Below are 573 nucleotides of genomic sequence, written 5' to 3' on the forward strand. Positions count from 1 at the left end.
AAGGAATCAATTTTTACGGCACTAGAATATTAATGTCTGAATCAGATCAAGGGCGAAATAGAATTAATGGACAAACATATCTAAATATTGAGAGTCGTTTTTGCATATTCAGCTCACTTCCAATAGTTATTCCCGAAAGCGAATTAGAGATTGAGAAGTTAGACTGGATTGAAGAAGCAAAGTTGATTTGTGAATTAAGACTAAAGAGAATAATTAATATTAGACTTGATAAAGAAGTACCACATTTATATATACACTTAGATTCTGGGGAAGTACTCTTTATATTTGGTCATAATGAGAAATACGAATGCTGGCAATTAGGGGTCTGGAATAACGATAATGAAAACAAAGAAGTATGGGAAGTAATTGCATGTCCTGGAAATAACATAGCCACATGGGTACCTAAAGATATTGTTAGTTGAGCTTCGAAGACCTGTCCATCACATAACACGATATTCACGCTGCGGGACATTCGTCCCTTGGTCCGGACCGAAGTAAGAAGAGAATTCGGAGAAGCATTTTCAGTATCTGGAAGCAGATTCAGCCGGACACATCCGCACCACCCAACCGCAT

Annotated in this window: 1 protein-coding gene; it reads left to right on the forward strand. The window is 37.7% G+C overall.

All coding sequences use genetic code 11. The features are described from left to right. A partial coding sequence (locus M1K58_RS29370) for a hypothetical protein (RefSeq protein WP_256762498.1) occupies positions 1-422 on the forward strand: 422 nt, incomplete at its 5' end. Positions 423-573: the final 151 nt, after the last annotated feature.

The organism is Cohnella sp. WQ 127256 (assembly GCF_024519285.1).
In the GTDB taxonomy this organism is placed as follows: domain Bacteria; phylum Bacillota; class Bacilli; order Paenibacillales; family Paenibacillaceae; genus Cohnella.